This window comes from Cypionkella sinensis (assembly GCF_042646385.1).
Taxonomy (GTDB): Bacteria; Pseudomonadota; Alphaproteobacteria; order Rhodobacterales; family Rhodobacteraceae; genus Cypionkella; species Cypionkella sinensis.
Genome location: NZ_JBHRTO010000001.1, coordinates 2703691 through 2727382, shown reverse-complemented (window position 1 = coordinate 2727382; position 23692 = coordinate 2703691). Strand labels below are relative to the sequence as shown.

Genomic DNA, 23692 nt, shown 5'->3' with positions numbered 1-23692 from the left:
GGACTTGATCCGGGGCCTCTCTTCATTCGCCATGAGGCCCCGGATCAAGTCCGGGGCGGCTGGGAAGAGGTGGCGCGGTTTGGTGCCGTTTCAGGCAAAGACCCCGCCCGGAATCAAGGCGCGCATGCGCCGCCGGGCAGCGCCCCATTGCCCGGTAAGCGATTGCTTGCAATCGCTGATAGGGGGCCTCCCCCCGGGAGGGCGCGTTTGCAACGGTTGCCAGCAGAAATCCGGTAGGATTGCTTGAACCATAAAGTGCTTAGAACCAGCCTTGGCGCGCCATCCCGAGGTCGGGCGCGGCCCTGTGTTGGTCAGAGGCGCAACGTCTCTCTGCTCCAGCCATCCTGAAACTCCACCCGGTCGCAATCGGTGAAGGCGGCCCAACGGGCCAGTTCGGATTCGAGTTTCGCCACGCGGCCTGTGCCCAGCTTTACGCCTGCTTCCGGCCAGAAGGCTTTGACGCGCAGGGTGCGGTCATCGCGGAAGGATTTGCAGTCGATGCGGCCGATCAGGCGGTCGCCTTCCAGCACCGGAAACACGTAATAGCCGTATTGGCGCTTGGGTTCGGGCACGAAGACTTCGATGCGGTAGTAAAACCCGAACAGAAACTCAGCGCGTGCGCGGTCGCGCAGGGCAGGGTCGAACGGCGACAGGATGCGCAGGCGGCCGGTCGGCTCGGGCGCTGCGGCCGCCTGTGCCAGCACATCGGGGCGAGCATAGGCGCGGCGGCGGTTGCCTTGCGCGCCTTCGACCTCGATCTCGATGATCTCACCGCGGGCAAGCGCTGCTTTCACCCAAGCGCGGACTTCATCGGGCTCCAGCGCGTGCCAATAGGCGCGCAGTTCGGTGGCATTGGCAAAGCCCAGATTGTCGAGCGCCGAGGCGCAGGCCCAATCGGTCATCTGCGCCAGATCATAGACCGTGCTGCGGTGCTGGTGGGGGATGACACGCTCGGTCAGGTCATAGATTTTCTGAAAGCCATCGCGGCCAGAAATCGACAGTTCGCCGGTGCGCCACAGCCATTCCAGCGCGGTTTTTGACGGGTGCCATTCCCACCAGCCGCCCTTGCTGCGCGTCTCATCCTGCCCGACATCCGAGGTGGTGACGGGGCCATGATCGGCGATATGGCGCAGGATGGTATCCAACTGCGACTCATCGCCATTGGGAAACCAGCGGTGTCGGTTCTTGCTCATCCGTTCGGCGCTGCGGGCAAATCGGTGCTGCCAATGCGCGTGCAAATGCACCGGCAGGATAGAGGCGTCATGCGTCCAGTGTTCAAACAGCGCGCGGTCGCGTTCCAGCAGGGCTTTCAGGGCTGCGGGTTTATAGGATTGGCGGCGCGAAAACAGGATCATGTGATGCGCGCGGGCGACGGTGTTGATGCTGTCGACCTGCACGAAACCGATGCGGTGGATCAGATCGGCAAGCGCCTGACCATGTGCGGCACCTGTCGGCGCCTCGGCCAAGGCGTGACGGTGCAGGAACAGGCGACGGGCGGCGGGGTTTGTCAAAAGCGGCAGCATGTCGCAGGGGTAACAGGGCTGCGGGATAGGTCAACAGTGACTTATTCCCAAGGCTTCGCGGCGCGTCGTTACAAACTGACATATTGGCCCGGAAATTGTGACTAAAACGGTCGATTTAAAAGATTGATCGGGTGGCGTGCAGGCCTCAAGCTGGGTCTTATCCCAAGGAGTTCTGGATGACGCATGACACGCCACTGATCGCGATTATTGCCATCGGCCTGTCGATGGCCTTTGTGCTTGGCCTTGTGGCGCATCGGTTCAGGTTGCCGTTGATTGCGGGTTATCTGATGGCGGGTGTGATCATCGGGCCGTTTACGCCGGGCTTTGTGGCCGATCAGGAACTGGCGAATGAGTTGGCCGAAATCGGGGTCATCCTGCTGATGTTCGGGGTGGGGCTGCATTTCTCGCTGAAGGATCTTATGGCGGTCAGGGCGGCGGCGATTCCGGGGGCGTTGGGGCAGATCGCGGTGGCGACGCTGGCGGGGCTGGGGTTGTCTTTGGCCTTGGGTTGGGGTCTTGGCGCGGGGGTGATCTTTGGGCTGTCGCTGTCGGTCGCCTCGACGGTGGTGCTGCTTCGGGCGCTGCAATCGCGTGGCATCATGCAGGATGAGACGGGCCGGCTGGCGGTGGGCTGGCTGATCGTTGAAGATCTGGCGATGGTGGTGGTGCTGGTCTTGATCCCGCCGTTGGCCGGGCTGATGGGCGGCGTCGAGGTTCCGGTTGAGGGCGAGGCGGCAGAGGTGGCCAGTTGGGGCTTTGGCCCCTTGGGCGCGACCCTGCTTTTGACGGGGCTAAAGGTGGCGGGCTTTATCGGCCTGATGCTGGTGGTGGGCGCGCGGCTGATCCCGATGGTGCTGCATTACTCGATGCACACGGGTCAGCGCGAGTTGTTCCGGCTGGCGGTGCTGGCGATTGCCTTGGGCGTGGCTTACGGATCGGCGGTGTTCTTTGGTGTCAGCTTTGCGCTGGGGGCGTTCTTTGCCGGGATGGTGATGGCGTCGTCGACGCTGTCCAATCAGGCGATGAAGGACACTCTGCCATTGCGCGATGCCTTTGCGGTGCTGTTCTTTGTCTCGGTCGGGATGCTGTTCAACCCGTCGGTGATCTGGACGCAGCCCTTGGCGCTGTTTGGCACGGTGGGGATCGTGCTGGGGATCAAATCCGTCGCGGCTTATGGGCTGATGCGTTGGTTCGGGCATGACCGTTCTGCCGGGTTGGTGCTGGCGGCAAGCCTCGCGCAGGTGGGCGAGTTTTCGTTCATCCTTGTCGGCATGGGGGTCAAGCTGCAGATCGTGCCGGTGGGCGCGCGTGATCTGGTGGTGGCGGCGGCGCTGGTGTCTATTCTGATCAATCCGCTGATGTTCCACCTGTCGGATCGCTATGCCGCGAAACCGACACCCGAGACGGTTTAGGCGACGCGCCCCCGGCTTGTTCGACTCTGTGCCGAGGTCTAGGCTTTGGCCTTGAAGGCCCTGGAGGAGGGCCGTTTCAGGGAGAGAGTTCATGGCATCTGTTTCGATTCATCCGTCGGTGGATGGCGGCGTGAAGCCCGGCAAGACGGGCTTTGCGGGTGGCACTTTGACGTGTCACTGCAAGAGCAATCCGGTTGAGGTGCAGATCGGTTCGGATTGTCTGCACAACCACGTCTGCGGTTGCACCAAATGCTCGAAACCGGCAGGGGCGGCGTTTTCGATGGTGTCGGTGGTGACTTCGGATAATGTGAAAGTCACCAAGAACGCCGACAAGCTGGCAGTGGTGGATGGCAATGCTCTTATCCAGCGCCATGCCTGCAAGGAGTGCGGGGTGCATATGCACGGGCCGGTGACGCGGGCGAACCATCCGTTCACCGGGTTGTCGTTCATCCATACCGAACTGTCGGGGACCGAGGGCTTTGCGGCGCCGACCTTTGCGGCGTTCGTGTCGTCGGTGATCGAAGGTGGCACCGATCCGTCAAAGATGGATGGCATCCGCGCGCGGCTGAACGAATTGGGCCTGCCGCCCTATGACACGCTGTCGCCGGGGCTGATGGACTACATCGCCACGTTTACCGCCAAGGCGAATGGGGTGTTGAAGTAAGCGCAAGGCTTGGTCTTGCCCCGAGCCAATGAGAAACGCTCCAGTGGAGCGTTTCTTGGCGAGTTGCTCATAAGGCGGAACGCCGTTGAGCAAGGGGTGTGGGGCTAAACTCCACGCTGTGAAATCTGCCCGCGCCTGACTGGCTGGCGCGGAAACGCGCCTGCCGGGGGCAGGCAGGCGCGGGCAGATTTGTCGCCGGACAAATCTGCCAAACGGCCAACGTTCAGACAGTCTTCGCCTTCTTCATCGTCAGCCTGCGCACCACGACATAGAACGACGGCACCATGAAGATGCCCAGCACGGTGGCCGACAGCATCCCGCCCAGCACGCCGATGCCGATGGCGTTTTGCGCGCCTGCGCCCGCGCCGCTGGCGATGGCCAACGGCAACACCCCCAGGATGAACGCCAGCGAGGTCATCAGAATGGGGCGCAGACGGGTGCGCGCGGCCTCAAGCGCGGCTTGCACCGGGGTGCGGCCATGCGTTTCCAGCTCTCGCGCGAACTCGATGATCAGGATGGCATTCTTTGCCGCCAGACCAATCGTCGTCAGCAAACCCACCTTGAAATACACGTCATTCGACTGGCCAAACAACCACGCCGCAATCAGCGCCCCCAAAATCCCCACCGGCACCGCCAGCATCACCGAGAACGGGATCGCCCAGCTTTCATACAAAGCCGCCAGACACAGGAACACCACCAACGCCGACAGCGCGTAAAGATAGGGCGCTTGGTTGCCCGATTGGCGTTCCTGATACGACAGATCGGTCCATGCCACACCGTAACCACCGGGCATCGCGGCCACCAGTTGCTCCATCGTGTCCATCGCCTCACCCGAGGACACACCATCGGCCTGTGCGCCGTTGATCTGCACCGCGGGCAGCGCGTCGATCCGGGCCAAGCTGGGCGCAACCGGCGCCCATTCGGTTTTGGAAAACGCCGAGAACGGCACCATCTCGCCATCAGCGTTGCGGGCAAACCACGCCAGCACATCTTCGGGCTGCATCCGCGCCCCGGCGATGCCCTGCACGATCACCGGGCGCAATGCGGTGCCAAGCTGGAAGTCGTTCACTTCTTGCCCCGCAAACACCGTCGAAAGCATGGCGTTCACTTCGGTCAAGGACACACCCAGCGCGGCGGCCTTTTCCTGATCAATCACCAATTTCAGCGCGGCCTCATCCTCGGACGCGCCGCTGCGCAGGTTGATCACCCGGCCACTGGCCTGCGCCTGTTTGATCAGATCGGCGGCGGCGGCAAACAAGGCATCATTGCCCGCGCCGGATTGATCGACCAGATACATCGAGAAGCCCGCCGAGTTGCCAAGGCCCTGAATCGCGGGCGGTTGGTTGAACTGCACCGTGCCCGCGCGCAAGCTCTTGAACTTGGCATTGGCTCGCGCCGCCACCGCCTTGGCCGACAGATCGGCTGTGCTGCGTTCGTCAAAGCTGCGCAGTTTCACAAACACCATTGCCTGATTTTGCCCGGTGCCGCTGAACCCGAAGCCCATTGCGACAAAGGTGGATTCCACCGCCGCTTTTTCTTCGGTGTTCAGATATTCCTCGACCTGACGCACCACATCCAGCGTGGCCGCAGTGGTCGAGCCTTGCGACAGCGAAATCCGCGTCATCAGCACGCCCTGATCTTCTGACGGCAGGAATGACCCAGTGATGCGGCCATAGATCGAGGCAGCACCGCCACCAACAAGGCCCAGCACCAGCACCATGGCAAACGGCCATTTCAGGATACCCGCCAGCGTGTTGGCATAGCCGCGGGTCGCCGCGCCAAAGCCCGTGTTGAACCACCGACCGGGGGCGGAAAGCCAGCCCGTGCCATGGGCGGAATGCGGCTTGAGGATGCTGGCGCACATCGCGGGCGTCAGGATCAGCGCCACCGCCGCCGACAGCAGCATGGCCGAGATGATGGTGACAGAAAACTGCCGGTAGATCACGCCCGTTGACCCCGATGTGAACGCCATCGGCAAGAACACCGCCGACAGCACCAGCGCGATGCCGATCAGCGCGCCGGTGATCTGGCTCATGCTTTTTTCGGTGGCCTCCACCGGGGGCAGGCCTTCCTCGGCGATCACGCGCTCGACGTTTTCCACCACCACGATGGCGTCATCAACCAGAAGGCCAATCGCCAGCACCATGGCAAACATCGTCAGCGTGTTGATCGAATAGCCCAAAACCCCCAGCACGGCGAAGGTGCCCAGCAGCACGATCGGCACCGCGATGATCGGGATCAGCGTGGCGCGCCAGTTTTGCAGGAACACCAGGATGACGAGGAACACCAGCGCGATGGCTTCCAGCAGGGTATGTTCTACCTTTTCGATGGAAAGCTCGACGAAGGGGGAGGTGTCATAGGCGTATTGCACTTCGACACCTTCGGGCAGGGCTGCTTCCAACCCGCTGAGCGTGGCACGCACCGCCGCCGCCGTATCCACCGCATTGGCGCCGCTTGCCAGGTTCACCCCAAAGCCCGAGGCATTGGCCCCGTTGAACCGCGAGTCGCCACCGTAGGTTTCCTTGCCAATCTCGACCGTCGCCACATCGCCCAAGCGCACAGTGTTGCCTGCGGCGGTCGTGGTCAGGCGGATTTGTTCGAACTGCTCGACCGTGGTGAGCTGGCTTTGCGCGGTGATGGTGGCGGTGAACTGCTGGCCCGGTGTGACAGGTTGCGCGCCCAGCGAGCCGATGGAAACCGTGGTGTTTTGCGCCCTGACCGCGTTGACCACATCGGCGGGCGTCATGGCAAATTCCGCCAGTTTCATCGGATCCAGCCAGATCCGCATCGCATAGCCCGAGCCGAAAGAGTTGATGCTGCCAACGCCATCGGTGCGCAGAACCGCGCCCTCGACGGTCGATGACATGATGTCGCCCAGTTGCACCGTGCTATAGCGGCCATCCTTCGACACCAGCGAGCCCACCAGCAGGATCGACGACGACGACCGCGTGACGTTGACGCCGGAATCCTGCACTGCATCGGGCAGGCGGCGGGTGATCTGATCCACCTTGGCCTGCACATTGGTCTGCGCGTCATCCGGGTCAACGCTGTCGTCAAAGGTCAGCGTCAGGCTTGCCCGCCCAGTCGAGGACGAGCCAACGGTATACAGCAACCCCTCCAGCCCGGTCAGACCGTCTTCGATGGTTTCCGTGACCGAGGTTTGCACGGCCTCAGCCGTAGCCCCTGCATAGCTGGCCGAAACCCGGATCGTGGTGGGGGCGATGTCGGGATATTGTGAGACGGGCAGTTGCAGCAGCGAATAGGCCCCGGCCAGCATCACCACAATCGCCAGCACCCAGGCAAACACCGGGCGGTGAATGAAAAAACGCGGCATGGCTCAGTTATTCCCTGTTGCGGCGGGCTTGCCAGCTTCGGGTTTAGCCGTATCTGGGCTGGCGGCATCGGGGGTGGGTGCGTCATGCACCACGCCATCGGCGTCAATCGTCACCGGCACCGGCTTGATCTCGGCCCCGTCGCGCAGGTTGGTCAGGCCATCGACGATCACCAGATCGCCATCCTCCAGCCCGCCCGTGACAATCCAGGCGTTGTCTTGCGTGCCCGAACTGGTCAGCGCGACTTTCTTCGCCACGCCATCCTTGGCGACAAACACCGTCAGCGTGCCGTCTGAGGTGCGCCCGGTGGCCCGCTGTGGCACCAGTTTGGCACTGGTGCTGCCCAGCGTCAGCTTGACCCGCAGAAACTGCCCCGGCAGAATCAGCCGCTTGGGGTTGTCGAACTGCACGCGCAGATCAAAGGTGCCGGTGGTGGCTGACACCACATTGCCCAGCACCACAACGGTGCCTTGGCCGTCATAGGTGGTGCCATCCTCCAGCACCAAGGCCACGCCAACCTTGGTGCCGAGTTTCAGGCTGCCATCGTCGATCTGGGCGCGCACCCGCAGCATCCCGGCGCTGGAGTCGCTGACATCAATGTAGATCGGGTCAAGCCGCGTCACGGTCGCCAGGGCATCGGCCTGATTGGCCGTGACCAACGCCCCGACCGAGACGCTGGGGATACCCGCGATGCCCGAAATCGGGCTGCGCACGATGGTGCGATCCAGATCAAGCTGGGCCACGTCAACAGCGGCTTGCGCTGCGGCATAGCTGGCAACGGCGGCGGCGGCGGTGGCTTGCGCGGTTTGCAGATCGGCCTTGCTGACAGCACTGCCTTGCAGGGTCTTGTAGCGGTCGACCGTGGCCTGCGCGGTATCGCGCGCCACCTCCGCCCCCGCCAGCGCCGCCTTGGCCGAGGCGAAAGCCGCGACATAGGTGGTGTCTTCAATCTTGAACATCGGATCGCCGGGTTTCAGCTTGTCGCCCGCGGCATACAGGATTTCCTCGACCACGCCGCTGACGCGCGCCCGGATCTCGCCCGTTTCATAGGCCACCGCCCGCCCCGGCAAAGTGCGCACATAGGGCACATCCACGGTTTGCACGGTGATCGTCCCCACACTCACCGGCCCTTGGGGTGGCCCGCCCGGTCCGGTTTGCGCTGCTGCATCCAGCGCGAACAGGGCGCAAGACAGCAGCGAGATCAGACCAAAGGTGCGAAGGCCAAGGCGCGGGCGATTAGCGGGCGAAGTCTGAAACATATGAGGTCCGTTTTTGATTATTCTGCAAGCAATGCGCGGGGCGGCACAACAATAGGCACACAGCACGTTTCGGCGGCTGAGCAAAGCTGCGCTGAAGATAAGGCTTTTACGCCGGGCGGAAAGGTTTCCGTCGCGCTTTGTGCAAAATGAATCGTTTCGCGGCTGCGTTTGGGTTCACGAGTTGGTGTGCGGCCCTTTAATGCCAAAAGGCCGGGCGCTGGGCCCGGCCTTTATCTGGCTTTGGCAGCCGTCAGCGCGCGAGGATCGCCTCGACGATGCGGTCTGCGGCTTGCTCTGCCGAAAGATCGGTGGTGTTCACCACGATTTCGGCGGCATCCGGGGCCTCATAGGGGCTGTCGATGCCGGTGAAGTTTTTCAACTGGCCAGAGCGGGCTTTCTTGTACAGCCCTTTCACGTCGCGGCTTTCGGCCACGGCCAACGGGGTATCGACATAGACCTCAAGGAACTCGCCCGCTGCCATCAGATCGCGCACCATTCGGCGCTCGGACCGGAATGGCGAGATGAAGGCAGTCAGCACGATCAGGCCTGCATCTGTCATCAGCTTGGCCACTTCGCCGACGCGGCGGATGTTCTCCACCCGGTCGGCATCGGTAAAGCCGAGGTCGCGGTTCAGACCGTGGCGGACGTTGTCGCCATCCAAAAGGAACGTGTGCTTGCCCAAAGCGTGCAGCTTTTTCTCGACAAGGTTCGCAATCGTCGATTTGCCCGACCCGGAAAGCCCGGTGAACCACACCACCGCAGGCTTTTGCATTTTCTGCGTGGCATGGGCGTTGCGATCAATATCCACGGCCTGCCAATGGATGTTCTGGCTGCGGCGCAGCGCAAAATGGATCATCCCGGCGGCGACGGTGGCGTTGGTCATCCGGTCGATCAGGATGAAACCGCCCAGATCGGGGTTGGTCGCGTAAGCCTCAAACGGAATCGCGCGGTCAATCGACAGGTTGCAAACGCCAATCGCGTTCAGCGCCAGCGTGCGCGACGCCAGATGCTCCAGCGTGTTGATGTTCACCTCATACTTCGGCTCGGTCACTGTGGCGGTGACGGTCTGGGTGCCGATTTTCAACAAATACGGGCGGCCCGGCAGCATCGCGGCCTCGTCCATCCACACCAAGGTGGCTTCAAACTGATCCGCCACTTCGCAAGGCTCATCCGCCTTGACGATCACATCCCCGCGCGAGCAATCGACCTCATCGTTGAAGGTGATCGTCACCGATTGGCCGGCAATCGCCTGATCCAGATCGCCATCCATCGTGACGATGGATTTGACCGTGGTGGTCTTGCCCGAAGGCAGCACGCGGATCGCATCGCCGGGGCGCACCACGCCCGCGCCGATCTGGCCCGCAAAGCCGCGGAAATCGAGGTTCGGGCGGTTCACCCATTGCACCGCCATACGGAACGGCACATCCAGCATCCGCGCATCATTCACCGGCGCGGTTTCCAGATGCTCCATCAGCGTCTGGCCCGTATACCACGGCATCTGGGTCGAGCGGGTGATCATATTCTCACCCTTCAGCCCCGAAATCGGGATCGGCAGGAAAGCCTCCATCCCGATCTGCTTGGCGAAGTGGCTGTAATCCTTGACGATCTCGTAAAAGCGTTCCTGGCTGTAGCCCACCAGATCCATCTTGTTCACCGCCAGCACCACGTTCTTGATGCCCAGCAGTTTCACCAGATAGGAATGCCGCCGCGTCTGGGTCAGCACGCCTTGGCGCGCGTCGATCAGGATCACCGCAAGGTCAGCGGTCGAAGCCCCCGTCACCATGTTGCGGGTGTATTGCTCGTGTCCCGGCGTGTCGGCGACGATGAACTTGCGCTTGTCGGTGGCGAAGAAACGGTAGGCCACGTCGATGGTGATGCCCTGTTCGCGCTCGGCCGCCAGACCATCCACCAGCAGGGCAAAGTCGATGTCCTGCCCCTGCGTGCCCGAGGTTTTGCTGTCATGCTCCAGCGAGGCCAACTGATCTTCAAAGATCATCTTGCTGTCATACAGCAAGCGCCCGATCAGCGTCGATTTGCCGTCATCGACCGAGCCACAGGTGATGAACCGCAACATGGTCTTGTGCTGGTGCTTCAACAGATAGGCGTCGATGTCGTCGGCGATCAACTGATCGGTGACATAGATGGGGTCTACAGGGGTGTTTACGGCGGCGGTCATTTAGAAATACCCCTCTTGTTTCTTCTTCTCCATCGAGGCGGCCTGATCGTGGTCAATCGCGCGGCCCTGACGTTCCGATGTGGTGGTCAGCAGCATTTCCTGAATGACTTCGGGCAGCGTCTTGGCCTCAGACTCCACAGCCCCGGTCAACGGATAGCAGCCCAAAGTGCGGAAGCGCACCGATTTCATCTGCGGCACCTCGCCGGGGTTCAGGCGGAAACGGTCGTCATCCACCATCAGCAACATGCCGTTACGCTCTACCACCGGGCGCTTTTCGCTGAAATACAGCGGCACGATCTCGATGCCCTCAAGGTGGATGTATTGCCAGATGTCCAACTCGGTCCAGTTGGAAATCGGGAAGGCGCGGATGCTTTCGCCCTTGGATTTGCGGGTGTTATACAGCTTCCACAACTCGGGGCGCTGGTTCTTGGGGTCCCACCGATGGTTGGCCGAGCGGAACGAGAACACACGCTCTTTCGCGCGCGACTTCTCCTCATCGCGGCGCGCGCCACCAAAGGCCACGTCAAAGTTATACTTGGTCAGCGCCTGTTTCAGACCCTCGGTCTTCCACATGTCGGTGTGCAAAGATCCGTGGTCGAACGGGTTGATGCCTTTTTCCACCGCCTCGGGATTGTGGTAAACGATCAACTCCATCCCGGCGTCTTTCGCGGCTTTCTCGCGCAGCTTGTACATCTCGCGGAATTTCCACGTCGTATCGACATGCAGCAGTGGGAACGGCGGCGGCGCGGGGTAGAAGGCTTTCTTCGCCAGATGCAGCATGGTGGCCGAGTCTTTGCCCACCGAATACAGCATCACCGGGTTTTCGGCATTGGCGACCACTTCGCGCATGATATGAATGCTTTCGGCCTCAAGCCGTTGCAAATGGGTCAGCGTGCTGGCGCTGAGGCCTTTTGCGGTAGGGGTGCTGGTGGTCATGCGGGCATCCTTCAAGCTTTGTTGGCGCTATTTGGCAATTTTCGACCGCTGGCGCTAGTTGGCCAAAGCTGAATTTGTGCCGAAACACAAGAAATTTTGCCCAAAATCTGCGGTGTCGGCGGCGTTCAGGCATATCAACAGGCGCGGGCTGTCAATTTGGTTCCAACGATGTCGCCAAAGCTGGAACGCCCTTCTTTTCTGTCACAGGCCTGCGGCGCGATCCATCGGCACGGGCAGTTGGCCGCAAGGCGCGGATTTGCCTGTCACAGTTGTGCCAAAATTGTCTGCGATTGCGCAGGTGTAGTATTTGACAGGAGTTTCCGCATGCGCCGCGCCGCCGCTTGTTTTTGTGCCGCTTTGATTTCGCTGAATGCTGTGTCGGCCAGCGCCGAGGTCGCGTTCAGCGACGGCGATGCGCTTTTTCAGGCGCAGATGGAAGCAATGGGTTTGCGCGTGGGGCCGGACTTCAAAGTCACCCCCGATCTGGCGCTGATGATGGCCAAGTCGGACGGCAATTCTGAGGCCCGTCAGATTCTGCAAATGGTGCTGCAAGTCGGTCGCCCCCGCCGCGATGCCGAGATGCTGCGGCAGCAAATCTTTGGCCGCATGGGCGAGATGCGCGACAACAACCTGACCAAACCGTTTCGCTATGCCGCCGCCGAGCAAGTGCAAGACGCCAGACAGCGCGCGCAACTTTGGGGGCAGATGCTGGCCGCTGATCTGAACAACGATGGTCAGATCACCAAGCAAGAGTTGAAAGACACGCTGGAATTCATGCCTTCGGACGGGATTTCAGACGCATTTTTCACCTCCGACGCCAACGAAGACAACGTGTTATCGGCAGATGAATTGCGCGAAGCCGTCACTACGCGGTCGCAAAGCCGCCGATATGGCCGTGGCGGCAAGGGCATTGCGCAGATGTTCGACTTTGACGACGACGGCGCCCTGACGGCGGCCGAGTTTGAGCGCGGCGCTGTGGCCTTGGGATATGCGGCGCCATAAGCGCGCCGCATAAAGCCTTTAAGTCGGGTGGCTATGCCAAATGCTTGGCGAAATGCGCCGAGGTGCGTTCCTGCGCCAGTTTGGCCGATGTCGCGTCATATGATCCGCGCGCATCGCAGTTAAAGCCGTGACCGGCATCATAGATATAGATCGGCAACTCAGGGCGTGCCGCTGCGAATGCACGCACCTTGTCGACCGGGATATGGTCGTCCAGCGCGCCGAAATGCAGCATGACCGGGCATTGCGGCTGCAGATCGGTCAGGTCCAGGATGTTGCCGCCGTAGTAGCCCACCGCTGCCGACAGGCCCGGCAGTTTGGCAGCCGCCGTCCAAGCCAGCGTGCCGCCCCAGCAAAAGCCGACAACGCCAACTTTGCCGGCCTCTGCCGCAAACGCAATCGCCGCAGCGATGTCGAGCAAGGCAGGCCCGCTGGAAACCTTGCCGATCATCGCATAGGCGCGCGGCATATCCTCGGGCTGGTAGCCGGATTGAAAGCCAGGCTCTGCCCGGTCAAACAGCGCCGGGGCGACCGCCAGATAACCCTCCGCCGCATAGCGATCCGCCACGCTGCGGATATGCGGATTAACGCCGAAAATCTCTTGCACCACCACGATGCCACCCTTGGGCACACCTGCGGGGCGCGCCACATAGGCATCACAGACAAAGCCATCGCTGGCCGTCAGTCGAATATTCTCACCCATAAGTTCAGGCCCTTCCGTACAACCGCTTCGCCTCTCGAAACGACATCAGCTTTTGTAGTTTTTCATCCCACAAATGCAACTTTACGGACTGGAAACTTTCGACAATCGTCAAACGCTGGGCTTGGGCAAGGTCGGCATTGTCGCGCAACACCTCGGGCAGGCGGTAGAACGGGATGCGGCTGTAGAGGTGATGTACATGGTGGATGCCGATATTGGCGGTCAACCAGCGCAGCGGTTGCGGCAGCACATAATGCGAAGACCCTTCCAGCGCCGCCTCGTGCAACTGCCAGTCTTCGGTTTTCGACCAATGGGTTTCTTCAAACTGGTGCTGCACATAGAACAGCCAGACCCCAATCGTCGCCGCGATCACGGAAGTGGGCAGATAGATCAGCAACAGGGGCATCCAGCCGCCCAGCCAGATCATCAACCCGACCGCAATCGCGATCACGGCATTGGTGCCCATGGCGGATGTCCAATACTTCCATCCCTTGTCCATCAGCCCGAACGGCAGGCGGTTTTGCAGGATGAACAGATAGCTTGGCCCCAGCACAAACAGCACCAGCGGGTGACGATACATCCGATACAGAAACCGCCCCATGGGGCTGCGGGCGCGGTATTCTTCGACCGTCAGCGTCAGCACATCACCGATGCCGCGCTGATCAAGGTTGCCGTGGTGCGAGTGGTGGATGGAATGCGTGCGCTTCCACACGTCATAGGGCGTCAGCGTCAACACTCCCAAGCAGCGCCCGACCCAATCCTGCGCGGTGCGGCTGGTGAAGTACGAAGCATGGCCGCAATCGTGCTGGATCACGAAGATCCGCACCAGAAACACCCCGTTCAGCAGGGCAATGCCAAAGGCCAGCCAATAGCTGATTTCCAGCGACACCCAAGCCAGCCCCCACAGCATCACGAACGGCACCAGCGTGGCCATCAGTTCAAACACCGAACGGAAGGTCGAAGGCTCGCGATACTTCGCCAGCACCAACACCCATTCCTTGGCGGTGCGTTCAACCGCCTGCGCGGTAGTCTCGGTCTGTGTCATTCAAAGCGCCCTTACGCTCGCCCGGTCAGCCACCGGAGGGCCGCAGCGCCTGTTTAGCGCCTTGTGTTGATTGGGTCGCACGATGATGCACGACCATGTTTGCCGTTTCATTAACGGGTTTCGCCACCATGACGCCCACAAGCCCCGCTGTGAAGCGGAAACTTGCGGTTTGGTTCCATTGTGTTGACACAATCGGGTGTCTGCGACGTTTTCACTCAGCCGCGGCGGCCTTGGCGCTGGCCTTTTGCGCCGATTTGCGCTGCTTTTCGGTGGCCGATTTCAACTGACCACAGGCCGCCATGATATCCTCACCGCGCGGGGTGCGGATCGGGGTGGCGAAACCGGCGTTATACAGGATGTCGGCAAAGGCGTGAATCCGGTTGCCGCTGGAGCGTTTGTAAGGCGCGCCCGGCCATTCGTTGAATGGGATCAGATTGACCTTGGCCGGGATGCCGCGCAGCAGTTCCACCAAGCGGTGCGCATCTTCCTTGCTGTCGTTCACATGATCCAGCATCACATATTCAAAGGTGATACGTTCGGAATTGGTCAGGTTCGGGTATTCCCGCAGCGCCTCGAGCAGCGTCGCGATGTTCCATTTCTTGTTGATCGGCACCAGCACATCGCGCACGTCATCGGTGGTCGCATGGAACGACACCGCCAGCAGACAGCCGATTTCTTGCGCGGTGCGGGCGATTTCCGGCACCACGCCGCTGGTGGAAAGCGTGATACGGCGGCGACCCAAGGCGATGCCCTCGCCGTCCATCACAACCTTCATGCCGTCACGGACGTTCTCGAAATTATACAAAGGCTCGCCCATGCCCATCAGCACGATGTTGCTGACCAGACGAGTTTCCACCTTGGGCGCGCCGGGCACCGGCCATTCGTTCAGATCATCGCGGGCCAGCATGACTTGGCCGACGATTTCCGCCGCCGTCAGGTTGCGCACCAGCTTTTGCGTGCCGGTGTGACAGAAACTACAGGTCAGCGTGCAGCCGACCTGGCTGGAAATGCACAACGTGCCGCGATCGGTTTCGGGGATATAGACCACCTCAACCTCGTGCCCGCCGGCGATGCGCACCAGATATTTGCGGGTGCCATCGGTCGAGACTTGCTTGGTCACGATTTCCGGCACTTCCAGCACGAAATTCTCGGCCAGCAGCGCGCGGTAGTCTTTCGCCAGATTGGTCATGCGGTCAAAATCGCGCACGCCCCAATGATAGACCCATTGCCAGACCTGCCCCACGCGCATCTTGGCGGCCTTTTCCGGCGTGCCTGCGGCGATCAGCGCATCGCGCATCTGATCGCGCGTCATGCCGACCAGATTGGGCTTGCCGCCCTCGGGCGTTTTGCGCGGAATGGTCAGCACGTCTTGCGTGATCGGGGCGGTCGTCATGGCAGAGTCCTTGGGCTTTGAAGGTGCTGATATAGGGGATAAGCGCGCAAAACGAAACCACGCAATATCAGCCCTGCGCGCCCTATGCCGAAAGCTGCGGCTCCAGCGCCAGAATCTGCTGCACCGCATGGGCGGCCTCGGCACCCTTTTTGACGAAATGCGCGGTGTAATAGCTGATCAGGCTGTCAACCGGCTGGAAGTTATGCGGAGTCAGCGACACCGAAAACACCGGCACGCCGGTTTCCAGGCCGACATTCATCAGCCCCGTCACCACGGCACCTGCGACGAAATCATGCCGGTAAATCCCGCCATCCACCACCAAGGCCGCCGCGACGATCGCATCATAGCGCCCGGTCTTGGCCAGCTTTTTCGCCACCAGCGGCATCTCAAACGCGCCGGGCACCTCAAAGGCATCAATCGTGGCACCGGGCAGCAGGGTTTTTGCCTCGGCCACAAAGCCGTTGTGCGCCTGATCGACGATTTCGGCGTGCCAGCGGGCTTTGATAAAGGCGATGCGGGCGGGGGTCTGGGCTTGGGTCATGCGCTGTGGTTCCATGCATAAGAATTGCCCCCTGCATATCTTTCACGCTGCGGCGGGGCAATGGATGCATATTCTGAAATAGAGCCGTCAGGCAGATGAAATGACATGGTTTTCATGCCATTTCCGACCTGCTTGCGCTAACTCCAGAGGGTATCGACATCCATCCTCAACAACTTGGCGAAGGCCACCGCCTTCGCCATGCGATGCCGGTGCCGCTGAAACCGCCGGGCCTCAAAGGCCCGACGCAGCGCCCGACCCGCCAATGGCGGGCGCTTCTCGCCCGCCGGGTCGGGCACTGGCCTCATGTGATTCCTCGTTGACGCGACTTCAGGGGTAAACCGCTCGCGCGGGCGGGGAAACGCAGTGCGTTTCCTGTTTCCGCCCGACGTGACGCTCTGCAAGCGCGTGAATGTCGATCAGCCCTAACGTCAGCGGTTGCTGTCGATCCAGCGTGCCAGCAACTGGCGGTCGCGGAAACATTCATCCGGCACCGCACGGCGCTTGTAGCGCGCGATCTTTTCGGCAAAGGCGACCTGTTTCGAGCTGGGCCGCCCATCGCTTTCCATCGGACGCAGCTTGGCCTGCGCATCAATCCACGCGCTCAGGCTGCGGCGATCCAACTGCACATCCCATGGCAGCACGACCCCGTTGCGCTGCGCCAAAGCGCGGGCGTAAGACAACTGCCGCTCTGTCGCAGCGATGGCAAATGTAGTGGCTTCCATAACATCACCCCGTCTTGGTTCTCGAGTCTGAATATAGAACAGAACAAGAACAAATTCAACCAGAGTCACGAAATAGAGAACAACTTCGCCAAAACGCGAACACCCAAAGCGCAGGTCTTTGGGTGTTCGCGGGCATAAAGGCTGGGGGAAATCAGAAAGCGTGTTAAGCTGGGGTAAACCGCGCGCGCGCCACTATACCACAACATATAGTTGCCAAAGGGCCGAATTCAATCATTGCACACAAGGCGTTCCCAGATGGGAAGAAGTTTCAGGCGGCCCAGGTCAGGGCCGGCCCAAAGCCGTGATCACTTCGCGCATTGCTTGGCAGCTTCGTCCATCGCCGCGGTAAAGCCGCGCAGGCTAAAGCTGTCTTTGGTCTGCGTGCCCTTGGCCGAACGCGCGGTCAGCACCGCCGTGGTGCCCTTTTTCAGCGCCGCCAGAATGGTCGCATCATCCTCAGAGGTGCCCGGCCAAGCCCACTCGCCATCCGAGAACAGATCAAACGAGGTGCCATCGACATCCAGCTTGACCGTCGACCCCGGCGCGAACGGATAGCCGCCCGAGAACGAGGTTTCGCCTTTGGCACCGGGCCGGAAGGTGACGAACAGCAGAATATCGCCGCGCCGCACCGAGACTGGCTTGCCATCCTTGGTGTTCACGGTTTCCTTCGGGCTGGACACGCCCCAACATTCGGTCGGGTTCTTGTCGGCAAACACGCTCCAATCCGTCATGGTGGCGACGCGATTGGTCGATTCCTGCGCCACAGCGCTGGTCGCAAAGCCCATCATGGACATCATCGCAACGCCTGCCGCGCGCGTCATCCAGCTTGTCATATTCTACAGCCTCCAAGCCGTTTTGCCTCTGCCCGCCTGTGCGACCGCTTCAGGTGCGGTTTTTCGATGGCGCGCAAGAATTTCACTCGATATGCCTTCATAACCGAAAAATGACGCTTCGTGAAAGCCCTGCCGGGGCCAAACGGGCAGAAAATCGCGCATATGTGAGGGGGATGGCATGGCAGCGGCGGAAATGGTGCAACTGTGGCGGGGCGGATTGCTGGAAAGCACGCACCGCGGCCATGCGGTGATCTGTGATGAAGCGGGTCAAGTGGTGCAGGCCTGGGGCGACCCGGATCGGGTGATCTTTCCACGCTCGTCGTGCAAGATGCTGCAAGCCTTGCCGCTTTTGGAATCCGGGGCTGCCGAGGCTGCGGGGCTGACCGATGCCCATATTGCGCTGTCCTGCGCCAGCCATCAGGGGGCGGCGCTGCATGTCAACATGGCAAGCCGCTGGTTGGCTGATCTGGGCCTCGGCGAAGCTGACCTGCGCTGCGGGTCGCACGAGCCCTATGACCGCACCGAGCGGGATCGGCTGATCGAGGGGCACGAGGCGCCCTGCCAGTTGCACAACAACTGTTCCGGCAAGCATTCGGGTTTTCTGACCACCACCCGGCATCTGAAAGCCGGGCCGGAATATGTTGAACTGGATCACCCGCTGCAAAAGGCGATCAAGGCCGCGACCGAGGAAGTCACCGGTGAGACTGCCGCCGGTTACGGCATCGACGGCTGCTCGGCCCCGAATTTTGCCATGTCGGTGGCGGGCCTTGCGCGCGGCATGGCGGCGTTTGCGAAAGCCTCGGACACCGGGTCGGTGCGCGAGCGGGCGATGCACCGTCTGGCCCGATCCATGGCGGCACATCCCGAACTGGTGGCCGGCGAGGGCCGCGCCTGCACCGAGTTGATGCGGGCGATGGGGGGCCGGGTGGCGATCAAGACTGGCGCGGAGGCGGTGTTCATCGCCATTATCCCCGAGAAAAAGCTGGGAGTGGCGCTGAAGATCGAGGACGGCAATTCCCGCGCCTCGGAAGCGGCCTTGGTGGCGATTCTGGCGCAGTTGGGGGTGCTGGATGGCGCACATCCGATGGCGCAGAAACGCCTGCCCGCGCCGCAGGTGAATTGCCGGGGCCTGACGGTGGGAGAGTTGCGGCTGGCTCCGGGGTTTCTGTAGCTGAGGGCCTAGGCGGAGCAGGCCCCCGGCGACTTCCCAACTGGGAATGACTTGTGGTTTGCAGGTGCCTTTAGGCCAAAATCCACAACATGTCGTGGTTCTACGCCAGTTCTGCGGCCTGTGCACCATGCGGAAAAGGCCCCTACCTTGCGGTAGAGGCCTTTGTTGCGACAGCGCCGGTGAAGCAAGCTGGGCGGGGGCAAAGACTTGCTCCACCGGTTTCGTTGCACTGTAGCCCGTTCTGTATGACGCCTGATCGGGGCGGCATTGCGCAGGGCGCGGGGCCATTTACGGGCATTGTCGCGGCAACTTCGGGGCACGAGTCCCCAAGCTGGACAGGCATTTACACGCAGGGGTTGTGTCATGCCATTTGCAGGGCTTGATTTGCCGCAGGCCTTGGGTAAACTTTGCCCATGACGGTGCAAACGCCGACCCCTTTCCCAGCGCCAGAGCCCCTGCCGGATCAGGTTACTTTTGATCGCCACGAGCTTGGCGCGATCTTGCGGCTGTATGGGCAGATGGTGGCTGCGGGCGAATGGCGCGACTATGGCCTGTCGTTCCTGCGCGAGGTGGCGGTGTTTTCTGTGTTTCGCCGCACCGCTGAATTTCCGCTGTATCGCATCGAAAAGCGCCCCAAGCTGCGGGCGCGGCAGGGCATGTATGCGGTGGTGGGGATGGATGGGTTTATTCTGCGCCGGGGGCATGATCTGGCGCAGGTGCTTCGGGTGTTGGAGCAAAAGCTGATCCGTCCGGTGGAGTGATGGTGTCACCCGGCACCACGCCGCCCCGGACTTGATCCGGGGCCTCCGGTCCAACCATGAGGCCCCGGATCAAGTCCGGGGCGGCGAGGGAGTTGGGGGGGGGGCCGCTGCTGCAGATTTAGCAAGCCTCCGTCATATTTTCCCCGAACCGGTAGAAAACTCTGCGGGGCAGAGTTTTCCGGTTCGTTGCTTGTAAGGCTGAAAGCCGTCAAGCAAGGGGTGTTGTGCCACAAACCGTCGGGTTGGAAATCGGGGCGCGGCTGCCTGGGCGGGCGCGGACTCGCGCCTGCCCTAGGGCAGGCAGGCGCGGCCCGATTTGTCGCGGGCCAAATCGGGCAAGTGGATAGGGCAGTTCCCGTCCGGTTGGTGACGTAGCGCGCTACAACCTGCGCCGATGGCTGACAGGTTGGCCCTCTGCCGCCAGCACGCGGGCGATGCAGGCCTCGATCCCCTCATAGGCCACTGACATCGTGTGGCCGTTGGCATGGATCAGGCGGTGCGCGTCCACCACCAGCGCGACATGGCCCTTCCAGAACAGCAGATCGCCGCGCTGCAATGCCACGCCCTCAGGGATCTCTTGCCCCAAAGCCTGCTGCATATCGGAATCGCCCGCCGCCTTGATGCCGCAAGCCAGCAGCGCGCCCTGCGCCAGACCCGAGCAATCAATCCCGGCGCGGGAATTGCCGCCCCACAGGTAGGGCACACTCAGAAACCCCTCGGCCACCGCAATCGGGTCTGTATGATACTGCCCCAGCGGCAGCAGATGCGGCGTTGGGATAAAGCCTTGCGTGGTTTCGGTAAACTTCGCACCTTGGGCGATCACCGCGACCTGCGCACCCATGCTGAGTGCGGCAATCTCATGCGCTTGCACGCGCGGTTCGGGGTAAAGATGCGTGCCGGGGGTGGCGACCCAATGGGTCGGCTTCGGCGCTTCGCCCACCGCTGCCTCTGGCAGCCAGCCGCAATAGCCGTCTTTCGCAGCAAAGCCGAAAGCATAGCCATCCTGATGGTCAATCACAGTAAAGCCGTCGCCCAGCAAAAGCTGCCGATCGCGCGCACCGCCGGGGCTGCGCAGCAGGTCAACCAAGGGCATGGCCACGCGGCGCTTTTCGCCTTCGGTATACTGGGGGGCCTCGACGATGCCTTTCAGCGAGACATGGGCGACGCGCGGGGTGGCAGGCGTGGTGCGGCGATCCATCTTACAGCCCCAACATGGTCGGAAGCCCCGCCAGAATGGCGCGTGCGCCTTGGCCCACGCCGCCCTTGGGCCGCGCAGGCGCATCGGCGGGGGTGTGGCCGTAGATGTCAAAGTGCATATAGCGCGGATGATCGGCAAAGCGGCGCAGGAACAGCGCTGCCGTCACCGACCCGGCGAAACCCCAGCCGGGGGCATTGTCGAGATCGGCGATGCCGGGTTCGATGATAGGCTCGTAAGGCGTGTGGAACGGCAGCCGCCAGACCGGATCGAAGGTTGCGGTCGCACCCTGTTCCAACGCTTGCGCCATCGTGGAGTCGTCGGTGTAATAGGGTGCCAGATCCGGCCCCAGCGCGGTGCGCGCGGCCCCGGTCAGCGTTGCCATCGAGATCAGCACATCCGTCGGCGTCTCGGTCGCCAGCGCCAGGGCATCGCCCAGCACCAGACGGCCCTCGGCATCAGTATCGTTGACCTCAACCGTCAGGCCCTTGCGCGAGGTTAGAATATCTTTAGGTTTCAGGGCGTTGCCTGCAATCACATTCTCGACCACCGCCACGATCACCCGCAAGCGCAGGGGCAGGCCCAACTGCATGATCATCTGCGCCAGCCCCATCACCGTGGCAGCGCCGCCCATATCCTTTTTCATCAGCGTCATGCCCGAGGTCTTGATGTTCAAACCGCCAGTGTCAAAACACACGCCCTTGCCGACCAAAGTCAGGCTTGGCCCGACGTTGCCCCAGTGCATCTCAAGCAAACGCGGTTCGCGGGGCGAGGCGCGGCCGACCGCGTGGATCATCGGGAAGTTCTGCTCCAGCAGGGCTGCGCCCTTAACCACCTTAGAGCGCGCGCCGAACCGGGTGGCGAGGGCGGTAAACGCGGCTTCCAACTCATCCGGGCCCATGTCTTGTGCGGGGGTGTTGATCAGATCGCGGGTCAGATATTCGCCCGCCGCCATCGCCAGCAGGCGCGGGCCGTCGCAGCCTTCGGGCAGCACCAGCGTCGCCTCGGCTGCTGGCGATTTGCGGTAGCGGTCAAAGCGATATTGCGCCAGCAGCCAGCCCAAGGCGGCCTCATCGCGCTGCGCCGGGGTCAGATCGCCAACCAGGTGCCATGCGCCGGCGGGCAGGGCCGTGGCTTTCGCCAAGCCAAACCGCCCGCGCGCCCGCGTGGCGGGGGTGCCATAGCCGATCACCGCTGCGGCCACGCCATCGCCACCGGGGATCAGGCGCAGATCGCCCAATGCGGCCGCAAACCCCGAAGCCGTCAGCCACGCCCGCACGGATTCGGGCTGTGCTGACAGGAACGCCGCTAGACCATCGACCCCGACGACGTAAAGCGGCCGCGACACGGCATCAGCATCAGCAAAAGCGGGAACCATCGGCGCATCCTTTGTTATGACGCGCAGAGCCTAATGCTTCCATCTGCCGCTGCAACCCCCGGCTATGGCCGATAAGGTGGGATGGAGAGTCACTTTCTTCAATCTGGTGAAGGCCATCGCCTTCGCCATGCGGGGCGGTTGGCGCTGAGACCGCCGGGCCCGAAAGGCCCGGCCAGCGCCCGACCCGCCGATGGCGGGCGCTTCTCGCCCGCCGGGTCGGGCACTGGCCTCGTGGCGTGATTGCTGAACCGACTACAGGGTGAAACCGCACGCGCGGGCGGGGAAACGCGGTGCGTTTCCAGACTCCGCCCGGACGCCAGCATCTGAATGCTGATCCCTTCAGGACGTCGTCTGATCCAACTGTTCCAACAAGGCCTTATCTGATGCCAGCGACCTTTCGGCAATCCGCAGCAGCCGCGCCCAGACGGCGGCGAAGGCGGTGGTATCTGCGCGGTCCAGACAGGCACGCAGATCGCCCGAAACCACGCCCAACGACACCATCCCGAGATTCTCGGCCATCCGCTGCAAACGCCGCAACTGCCGTGTCAGATCGCCCAATTCATGCGCGCGCACCTGCGTGGCCAGCCCTGCCATGGTCAGCGCCAGCTCTCCCAAGGCGCGCGTTACAACCTGCTCTGCCCCCGAGGTGCCCAGATTTCGATAGATCGTCGCAATCGGTTCGGCATCTTGCCGCACCCTTTCCTTTGGCCGCAAAGCCACTACGTTTTTCATCACACCCTCCGAAACACCCGAGGACCATCTTGCGCGTTCGTGCTGAAGAAATCGTTGCCGCGCGCAAAAGAAATCACTCGAATTTTCTGCGATTGCAGCATAACTACGCAGGACAAACCAAGCCGAGAAGGATGACCATGAGCCACATTCGCGCGCTGCCAAATTACCTGGTGCAACGGTTTCACGGCTGGAAAGCCACCACCTACAACGACAACAAGGCGTGGTATCGCCGTTTGGCTGCCAATGGCCAACACCCGCGCGCGATGGTGATTTCCTGCTGCGACAGCCGCGTGCATGTGACCTCAATCTTCGGTGCGGATGAGGGCGAATTCTTCATCCACCGCAATATCGCGGGCCTTGTGCCGCCGCATAACCCGGATGGCGAATATCACGGCACCTCGGCCACGGTGGAATATGCGGTGCAGTCGCTGGGGGTCGCGCATATCGTGGTGCTGGGCCATTCCAACTGCGGCGGGGTGAAGGGCTGCCTTGACATGTGCTCGGGCAATGCGCCTGCGCTGCTGGAAAAAACCAGCTTTGTCGGCCGCTGGATGGATATTCTGCGCCCCGGTTATCAGCGGATTTCCGGCTTGCCGCCCGAGTTGCAACAGCCCGCGCTGGAGCGTGAGGCGGTTCTGGTCTCACTGGAAAACCTGATGACCTTCCCCTTCATCAAGGAGGCGGTTGAAGGCGATCGGCTGACCCTGCACGGGCTGTGGACGGATACCGGCGAGGGCGGGCTAGAGCAGTTTGATCCGGCCAAGGGCGGGTTTGTGCCGGTTTGAGGGGATAGCTGACGCGGGAAGCTACGCGTTTGCCCGCCCGCGCGTGCGGTTTCTTTGTGTAGTCAGGTCAGTAAGAAATCCCCTGAGGCCAGTGACCGACCCGGCGGGCGAGAAGCGCCCGCCATCGGCGGGTCG

At 62.0% G+C, this 23692-nt stretch carries 20 protein-coding genes; 6 read left to right on the top strand and 14 right to left on the bottom strand.

Annotated elements, in window-relative coordinates:
* Positions 1-311: 311 nt before the first annotated feature.
* Positions 312-1523 carry a winged helix-turn-helix domain-containing protein gene (locus tag ACFOGH_RS13600; protein WP_380073612.1) on the bottom strand — a complete coding sequence of 404 codons (1212 nt, stop codon included), beginning with the start codon at positions 1521-1523 and terminating at the stop codon, positions 312-314.
* Positions 1524-1699: 176 nt separating this feature from the next.
* Here ACFOGH_RS13600 and ACFOGH_RS13595 point away from each other — a divergent pair, with 176 nt between their 5' ends.
* Complete coding sequence (locus ACFOGH_RS13595) at positions 1700-2935, top strand: cation:proton antiporter domain-containing protein (protein WP_380073611.1); 1236 nt, start codon at positions 1700-1702, stop codon at positions 2933-2935.
* A 91-nt stretch (positions 2936-3026) separates the two neighbouring features.
* Positions 3027-3599, top strand: coding sequence for an S-(hydroxymethyl)glutathione synthase (gfa, locus tag ACFOGH_RS13590; protein ID WP_380073610.1), 573 nt, complete (start codon positions 3027-3029; stop codon positions 3597-3599).
* A gap of 223 nt (positions 3600-3822) precedes the next feature.
* On the opposite strand, the gene ACFOGH_RS13585 is transcribed toward gfa, so the two are convergent.
* The 4 genes from ACFOGH_RS13585 to cysD form a co-directional block, all read right to left on the bottom strand.
* Positions 3823-6933, bottom strand: coding sequence for an efflux RND transporter permease subunit (locus tag ACFOGH_RS13585; protein ID WP_380073609.1), 3111 nt, complete (start codon positions 6931-6933; stop codon positions 3823-3825).
* Between the two features lie 3 nt (positions 6934-6936).
* Complete coding sequence (locus ACFOGH_RS13580) at positions 6937-8190, bottom strand: efflux RND transporter periplasmic adaptor subunit (protein ID WP_380073608.1); 1254 nt, start codon at positions 8188-8190, stop codon at positions 6937-6939.
* Between the two features lie 250 nt (positions 8191-8440).
* Positions 8441-10366: a sulfate adenylyltransferase subunit CysN gene (gene cysN, locus ACFOGH_RS13575; protein ID WP_380073607.1), complete on the bottom strand. Its 1926-nt coding sequence runs from the start codon at positions 10364-10366 to the stop codon at positions 8441-8443.
* Positions 10367-11302 carry a sulfate adenylyltransferase subunit CysD gene (gene cysD, locus ACFOGH_RS13570; protein ID WP_380073606.1) on the bottom strand — a complete coding sequence of 312 codons (936 nt, stop codon included), beginning with the start codon at positions 11300-11302 and terminating at the stop codon, positions 10367-10369.
* A gap of 324 nt (positions 11303-11626) precedes the next feature.
* Between cysD and ACFOGH_RS13565 the strand changes: the two genes are divergently transcribed.
* Positions 11627-12304 carry a hypothetical protein gene (locus ACFOGH_RS13565; protein WP_380073605.1) on the top strand — a complete coding sequence of 226 codons (678 nt, stop codon included), beginning with the start codon at positions 11627-11629 and terminating at the stop codon, positions 12302-12304.
* A 31-nt stretch (positions 12305-12335) separates the two neighbouring features.
* Here ACFOGH_RS13565 and ACFOGH_RS13560 read toward each other — a convergent pair whose 3' ends face one another.
* The 6 genes from ACFOGH_RS13560 to ACFOGH_RS13535 all read right to left on the bottom strand — a co-directional run bounded on the left by ACFOGH_RS13560 (position 12336) and on the right by ACFOGH_RS13535 (position 17535).
* On the bottom strand, positions 12336-13004 hold the full coding sequence (locus ACFOGH_RS13560; RefSeq protein ID WP_380073603.1) for a dienelactone hydrolase family protein: 669 nt from the start codon (positions 13002-13004) through the stop codon (positions 12336-12338).
* Positions 13005-13008: 4 nt separating this feature from the next.
* Entirely contained in the window at positions 13009-14046 is a 1038-nt protein-coding gene (locus ACFOGH_RS13555; protein WP_380073602.1) for a fatty acid desaturase, read from the bottom strand.
* A 211-nt stretch (positions 14047-14257) separates the two neighbouring features.
* Complete coding sequence (rlmN, locus tag ACFOGH_RS13550) at positions 14258-15439, bottom strand: 23S rRNA (adenine(2503)-C(2))-methyltransferase RlmN (RefSeq protein ID WP_380073601.1); 1182 nt, start codon at positions 15437-15439, stop codon at positions 14258-14260.
* 82 nt (positions 15440-15521) lie between these two features.
* Positions 15522-15980: a 6,7-dimethyl-8-ribityllumazine synthase gene (locus tag ACFOGH_RS13545; protein WP_380073600.1), complete on the bottom strand. Its 459-nt coding sequence runs from the start codon at positions 15978-15980 to the stop codon at positions 15522-15524.
* A gap of 428 nt (positions 15981-16408) precedes the next feature.
* Complete coding sequence (locus ACFOGH_RS13540; RefSeq protein ID WP_380073599.1) at positions 16409-16702, bottom strand: hypothetical protein; 294 nt, start codon at positions 16700-16702, stop codon at positions 16409-16411.
* A 305-nt stretch (positions 16703-17007) separates the two neighbouring features.
* Complete coding sequence (locus ACFOGH_RS13535) at positions 17008-17535, bottom strand: invasion associated locus B family protein (RefSeq protein ID WP_380073598.1); 528 nt, start codon at positions 17533-17535, stop codon at positions 17008-17010.
* A 178-nt stretch (positions 17536-17713) separates the two neighbouring features.
* Here ACFOGH_RS13535 and ACFOGH_RS13530 point away from each other — a divergent pair, with 178 nt between their 5' ends.
* Both ACFOGH_RS13530 and ACFOGH_RS13525 read left to right on the top strand, forming a co-directional pair.
* On the top strand, positions 17714-18706 hold the full coding sequence (locus ACFOGH_RS13530; RefSeq protein ID WP_380073597.1) for an asparaginase: 993 nt from the start codon (positions 17714-17716) through the stop codon (positions 18704-18706).
* Positions 18707-19119: 413 nt separating this feature from the next.
* Entirely contained in the window at positions 19120-19467 is a 348-nt protein-coding gene (locus tag ACFOGH_RS13525; RefSeq protein WP_380073596.1) for a DUF2794 domain-containing protein, read from the top strand.
* 379 nt (positions 19468-19846) lie between these two features.
* On the opposite strand, the gene ACFOGH_RS13520 is transcribed toward ACFOGH_RS13525, so the two are convergent.
* From ACFOGH_RS13520 to ACFOGH_RS13510, 3 genes are all read right to left on the bottom strand, one after another.
* The gene (locus ACFOGH_RS13520) at positions 19847-20665 is read right to left on the bottom strand and encodes a C40 family peptidase (RefSeq protein ID WP_380073595.1); all 819 of its coding nucleotides are present in this window, start codon (positions 20663-20665) and stop codon (positions 19847-19849) included.
* A gap of 1 nt (position 20666) precedes the next feature.
* Positions 20667-22040 carry a leucyl aminopeptidase family protein gene (locus ACFOGH_RS13515; RefSeq protein ID WP_380073594.1) on the bottom strand — a complete coding sequence of 458 codons (1374 nt, stop codon included), beginning with the start codon at positions 22038-22040 and terminating at the stop codon, positions 20667-20669.
* Between the two features lie 339 nt (positions 22041-22379).
* Positions 22380-22772 (bottom strand): hypothetical protein, encoded by a 393-nt coding sequence (locus ACFOGH_RS13510; protein WP_380073593.1) that lies wholly within the window; start codon positions 22770-22772, stop codon positions 22380-22382.
* A 137-nt stretch (positions 22773-22909) separates the two neighbouring features.
* Between ACFOGH_RS13510 and ACFOGH_RS13505 the strand changes: the two genes are divergently transcribed.
* Positions 22910-23557, top strand: a complete 648-nt coding sequence (locus tag ACFOGH_RS13505) for a carbonic anhydrase (protein ID WP_380073592.1) — start codon at positions 22910-22912, stop codon at positions 23555-23557.
* Positions 23558-23692: the final 135 nt, after the last annotated feature.

Bases quoted from the DNA above. Each gene is read 5' to 3' on its own strand.
- ACFOGH_RS13600 (WP_380073612.1), bottom strand. From the start codon at position 1,523: ATGCTGCCGCTTTTGACAAACCCCGCCGCCCGTCGCCTGTTCCTGCAC.
- ACFOGH_RS13595 (WP_380073611.1), top strand. From the start codon at position 1,700: ATGACGCATGACACGCCACTGATCGCGATTATTGCCATCGGCCTGTCG.
- gfa (WP_380073610.1), top strand. From the start codon at position 3,027: ATGGCATCTGTTTCGATTCATCCGTCGGTGGATGGCGGCGTGAAGCCC.
- ACFOGH_RS13585 (WP_380073609.1), bottom strand. From the start codon at position 6,933: ATGCCGCGTTTTTTCATTCACCGCCCGGTGTTTGCCTGGGTGCTGGCG.
- ACFOGH_RS13580 (WP_380073608.1), bottom strand. From the start codon at position 8,190: ATGTTTCAGACTTCGCCCGCTAATCGCCCGCGCCTTGGCCTTCGCACC.
- cysN (WP_380073607.1), bottom strand. From the start codon at position 10,366: ATGACCGCCGCCGTAAACACCCCTGTAGACCCCATCTATGTCACCGAT.
- cysD (WP_380073606.1), bottom strand. From the start codon at position 11,302: ATGACCACCAGCACCCCTACCGCAAAAGGCCTCAGCGCCAGCACGCTG.
- ACFOGH_RS13565 (WP_380073605.1), top strand. From the start codon at position 11,627: ATGCGCCGCGCCGCCGCTTGTTTTTGTGCCGCTTTGATTTCGCTGAAT.
- ACFOGH_RS13560 (WP_380073603.1), bottom strand. From the start codon at position 13,004: ATGGGTGAGAATATTCGACTGACGGCCAGCGATGGCTTTGTCTGTGAT.
- ACFOGH_RS13555 (WP_380073602.1), bottom strand. From the start codon at position 14,046: ATGACACAGACCGAGACTACCGCGCAGGCGGTTGAACGCACCGCCAAG.
- rlmN (WP_380073601.1), bottom strand. From the start codon at position 15,439: ATGACGACCGCCCCGATCACGCAAGACGTGCTGACCATTCCGCGCAAA.
- ACFOGH_RS13545 (WP_380073600.1), bottom strand. From the start codon at position 15,980: ATGACCCAAGCCCAGACCCCCGCCCGCATCGCCTTTATCAAAGCCCGC.
- ACFOGH_RS13540 (WP_380073599.1), bottom strand. From the start codon at position 16,702: ATGGAAGCCACTACATTTGCCATCGCTGCGACAGAGCGGCAGTTGTCT.
- ACFOGH_RS13535 (WP_380073598.1), bottom strand. From the start codon at position 17,535: ATGACAAGCTGGATGACGCGCGCGGCAGGCGTTGCGATGATGTCCATG.
- ACFOGH_RS13530 (WP_380073597.1), top strand. From the start codon at position 17,714: ATGGCAGCGGCGGAAATGGTGCAACTGTGGCGGGGCGGATTGCTGGAA.
- ACFOGH_RS13525 (WP_380073596.1), top strand. From the start codon at position 19,120: ATGACGGTGCAAACGCCGACCCCTTTCCCAGCGCCAGAGCCCCTGCCG.
- ACFOGH_RS13520 (WP_380073595.1), bottom strand. From the start codon at position 20,665: ATGGATCGCCGCACCACGCCTGCCACCCCGCGCGTCGCCCATGTCTCG.
- ACFOGH_RS13515 (WP_380073594.1), bottom strand. From the start codon at position 22,040: ATGGTTCCCGCTTTTGCTGATGCTGATGCCGTGTCGCGGCCGCTTTAC.
- ACFOGH_RS13510 (WP_380073593.1), bottom strand. From the start codon at position 22,772: ATGAAAAACGTAGTGGCTTTGCGGCCAAAGGAAAGGGTGCGGCAAGAT.
- ACFOGH_RS13505 (WP_380073592.1), top strand. From the start codon at position 22,910: ATGAGCCACATTCGCGCGCTGCCAAATTACCTGGTGCAACGGTTTCAC.